The sequence below is a fragment of the Pseudoalteromonas sp. PS5 genome (assembly GCF_004103255.1).
GTDB classification, from domain to species: Bacteria; Pseudomonadota; Gammaproteobacteria; order Enterobacterales; family Alteromonadaceae; genus Pseudoalteromonas; species Pseudoalteromonas peptidolytica.
Genome location: NZ_RCSQ01000209.1, coordinates 1 through 4,224, shown reverse-complemented (window position 1 = coordinate 4,224; position 4,224 = coordinate 1). Strand labels below are relative to the sequence as shown.

General features: G+C 44.5%; 3 protein-coding genes. All 3 read right to left on the bottom strand.

Features of this window, described 5'->3' with window-relative positions; all coding sequences use genetic code 11:
• Positions 1–156 precede the first annotated feature (156 nt).
• Genes D9603_RS20325 through D9603_RS20315 form a run of 3 tightly spaced genes read right to left on the bottom strand, consistent with a single transcriptional unit; the run spans position 157 to position 3,854 of the window.
• Complete coding sequence (locus D9603_RS20325; RefSeq protein ID WP_128732683.1) at positions 157–864, bottom strand: response regulator; 708 nt, start codon at positions 862–864, stop codon at positions 157–159.
• A gap of 12 nt (positions 865–876) precedes the next feature.
• Positions 877–2,340, bottom strand: coding sequence for an ATP-binding protein (locus tag D9603_RS20320; RefSeq protein ID WP_128732682.1), 1,464 nt, complete (start codon positions 2,338–2,340; stop codon positions 877–879).
• A gap of 20 nt (positions 2,341–2,360) precedes the next feature.
• The gene (locus D9603_RS20315) at positions 2,361–3,854 is read right to left on the bottom strand and encodes a cytochrome c peroxidase (RefSeq protein ID WP_241651733.1); all 1,494 of its coding nucleotides are present in this window, start codon (positions 3,852–3,854) and stop codon (positions 2,361–2,363) included.
• Positions 3,855–4,224 lie beyond the last annotated feature (370 nt).

Here is a 4,224-nt window from a genome sequence, read left to right as displayed (position 1 = left end):
TTTTGCCTTACCTATATGGATGTAGGTACCTTAGCGAGAGCAGGGCGCGGTAGCGGGGTTATCGACAAGGTTCTCTCGCCTCAAAATAGACCACTTAATTAAGATAATTGGTATAAAAGCAAGCGCCAGCGATGCTATACGCAGGCGCTTGTGTTGTCAGCCTGTTTCCGTGCCACGTTCTTGGGCTTCAAATTTATACCCAGCCCCATAAATCGAGTGGATAAAGTCATACTTGGGGGCGATATTTTGCAGCTTTTTACGAATATTCTTTATGTGACTGTCGATGGTTCTGTCGCTAACGATATGGCTATCGTCGTAAATATGGTCCATCAACAAATTGCGACTGTAAATGCGACAAGGGTGGCCATACATGGCTTTTAATAACATAAACTCGACATGAGTAAGCGTTGCTTTGGACTCTTGAAAAGAGACAAACAAGCGTTCTTCGTCAAGTTTGAGTTTGCTTTCAGTTTCCGACATATCTCCGCGTTGATTCAGCTCAACTCGTCGCAAAATTGCTTTTACTCGAGCGACGACTTCTTTTGGACTATACGGCTTACACACATAGTCGTCGGCACCCACTTCTAAGCCTAATAAACGGTCGATTTCTTCAACCTTTGCAGTGATCATAATGATAGGTACCGTTGAATATGCCCTGATCCGTTTGCAGATCTCAATACCGTCTACATTGGGTAACATCAAGTCAAGCAAAATTAATGCAGGTTGTTGCTCCTTAAAAGCCTCTTCTGCCAATGCCCCATCGTATACGAGGTGACTGGTATATTCAGCTTGTGCAAGATATTTACTTAATATATCAGCAAGCTTTGGTTCGTCTTCAACAATTAAAATATGTTTGTTTGGCACGGGAGGTATCCATTATTTTTTCAGGGTAATAATAATAGCTAGACCACCAAGTTCGCTCAAGTTTGCTGTGATCTCTCCATTATGTGCGGCAACAATGCTCTGGCAAATCGCAAGCCCAAGACCAGATCCCCCTGTTTTCCTGTTTCTTGCCTCTTCCACACGATAGAGTCTATCAAATAGCTTATCTAACTGTTCACAAGGTACCGCAGGAGCGCTGTCTTGCCAGTAAATGACAGTTTTCCTGTGTTGTTGTTTGACCTCAACCTCTACGATGCCAGGGCATTGCTCTGAGGAGTCGGTATAGCGCAGCGTATTTTGTAATAAATTATCAAATAGTTGACTGAATCGTTGGGCATCACATTCAATCTCAATATTATCATCACACTGTAGCGAATAGGTGAGGTTATGTTTGTCAATTTGATGACTAGCTTTGCTAAAAGTATGTTGCAATAGGTCATGGAGATTTTCTCTATCCATGTTGTAAGTAAGTGCACCACGGTCAGACATTGATAGTTGATGTAAATCATCAACTAAACGAGTGAGCCGTTGAATTTCCTCATTGAGTGAGATAAGTTGCTCAGGCTCACTGGTGATAACACCATCAATCATACCTTCAAGCTCTGCCCGAAGCACAGCAATGGGCGTGCGCAGCTCGTGAGAAATATCAGCTATCCACTGCTGTCTTGCTACTTGGTTTTGTGCCAAGGTGTCCGCGAGACGATTCATATCTCGGGCCAGTAATCCCAGCTCGTCATTACTGTTAATCTCGACTCGTGAGTCATAATTCCCCTGTGTAAGTGTTTTAGCATTACGGCGTAACAGAACGATGGGGCGCACCATATACTTACTAAACGGTATTGCAATGATCAGCGTGATCAGTAATGCAACAAGCGCGATGACAACAAACTGCTGTCGTTGTTGCTGAGCGAATAATTGATTGAACTCGTTACTAATCAGTGCACTTTGTTCGACGCCAAGATATGCAACCACATGGTCATGATTTGGCGCTGATAAATGCTCTCCTTGATAAACAGGAAACCAGAATGATGAATGTATGCTCTGAGCCTTACCCATGATGATATTGCCTTGCGGGTCTTTGAGTAACAGGCGTTTTTTGTTACCCATACGCGGTGGTCGGTCTTTCCGTCTAGGTCGCTCAGTTGCAGTCGCTCGGTGGCGTGGTGGAGGTCTAAAGCGTGCTTTAGGAGGAGCGTCATCTGGCAGATCATAAAATTGGCGAACAATATCATTCCATGGCTCTGAACCGCGATACACCCAGTTTAGCGAACCATAACGCTCATAGTTTTCGGCAACTTGATTGACTACCTCTTGAAGTTGCACGCGAGTCGTATTTCTTAGATAGCTGGTGAAGCTTTTCTCAAATGCTAATTTATTGGCGATATAAATAGCCAGCACTAACGCAGTGTTGGCTATTAAAATGATTAGCAAAAGTTTGACGCGGATGGTCATTTTCATAGTTGTTACTACTGCGCCTATTAGTGGTGCGCGCGTAAGCGCAGGTTATCAGGTGTGGGTGTGTTACGGTTTGGTACCCATCTTTTTACACATTTTAGATCCTTGGCACACTTGTCTGTGAGTGTATGTAAAAATGCAACGAGATCTTGTTTTTGCTGTGGTGCTAAGTTTGCAGCAACAAAAGGGGACTGTCTTAATAACGTCAAAGCCGCTTCACTATTTTCTCTAGCTTGGAGGTTTAGTGTGTCACATTGAGCAGATAAGGCAAACTGCTTTAAGCCACAAGCGCCACCCTGTTGGAAAAACCGTTCAATGGTTTGCTCAGGGTTTGAATAATGATCCACCACTTGCTCTAGCGTCTCATAGGCACCAGCGTGGCCATAAGGAGCCGTTAATGCGATATTGATAAGGCTCGGTACTCTGAATGCAAACAGATTACGGGGTGTGGAGTCAATCGCTGCTCGGCCAATATCGGCACGATTTTCTTGCGTGCCAATTCCATACTGTGGAAAGGCTAGATTAAAGAAGCCATTATTAGTGAACTGTTCGCCACTGTGACAAGCGACACACCCTGCACCGCCTTCGTTGACAGGTGTGAAAAATAGCTTCGCCCCCCGTTTTTGCTGCTCGTTTAATGCTGAGCGATCGCCTCGGGCATAACGGTGCCAACTGGTGTTGACCATCACAAAGGATGCTTGGTATTGTCCCAAAGCAAAGGCAATACTATCAAAGGTTATTAAGCTCTGCGCGTCGGCTTGAGAGTTAAATGCGTTTCTAAACGCGTGCAGCCAGTCATTAGTAGCGAGGCTACCTGCTTCTTCGCCATAATCACCGATCCGTTGTGCTATATGCGCTCTGACTTGTTCATTCGTTGTGGCGTTTTCAAACGCTTCGCCACGCATTTCTTCTCTTGAGGTCACAGGAAAGCGAGATAGCGTTGCTACAAGGGAGTCTGCGGCGTTAGGGTCTGGTTGATTAAAGCCTGAATCCGGTGTGCTGATAAAGCTGCTTTCGTTACCAGCTTCATCAGTTATGGTGATCCGTTGCACACGACCATCCCAAAATAGCGCGCTGTTTGCCAACCCAGAGTTAAAAATAGTGGGAGAATTGCGTGGAATATTAATTTCATCGTTCACCGCTTGACGTCCCGGACCTACCACGTCAACATCTAGTGCGTTAGTGCCAATTGGCAGAGAAAGTCCGTCGGCACCACCAAGCCTCGGGTCATGACAGCTTGCACACGCCACGGACTTTTCACCTCCGAGCGCTTTGGTAAAAAACAACTGCATGCCAAGTTGCGCAATCGGTTCTGATATTTTAGGTAGTTCCTCAGTACCGAGTACCTTACCCGTTATCCCATGATTAGCAATAAGTGTAGACAATTCAATATCCAATGTTGATAAGGGTGCTTGCTTTGGTGGCGGTGGTAAGCGTTTGTGTTGCGCTAACACAGGTAAACAAGTGAGTGCTGTGAGTAGCACGGCTGTACCGAAGATGTTGACTTTATTCATCATTATTCCCAACCCTATTGTGTTTTGAGCTTTTAAGGTGGCAGGCAAAAGTGCAGAGAATGTGAAAAATGAAATTTTTACAGATAAGAAATCCTAACTTTATATCTTAGTGATTGACTCAAGCTGTTAACTTTCTGACTGTTAAATACTTATTATTTCTAAGTCGCTGTGTAACTCGATTTAAAAAGATAGATTATTAGACGCTCAATTATTTCGAGGGGTAAATTAGTGATAAAAGCTAACGTCAATGTCTGTGATACCAATTCGCTTAATTAAGTGATCTATTTTGAGGCGAGAGAATCTTGTCGATAACCCCGCTTCCGCGTCCTGCTCACGCCGAGGTACCTACGTCCTGTAGGCAAGGCAAAAATTT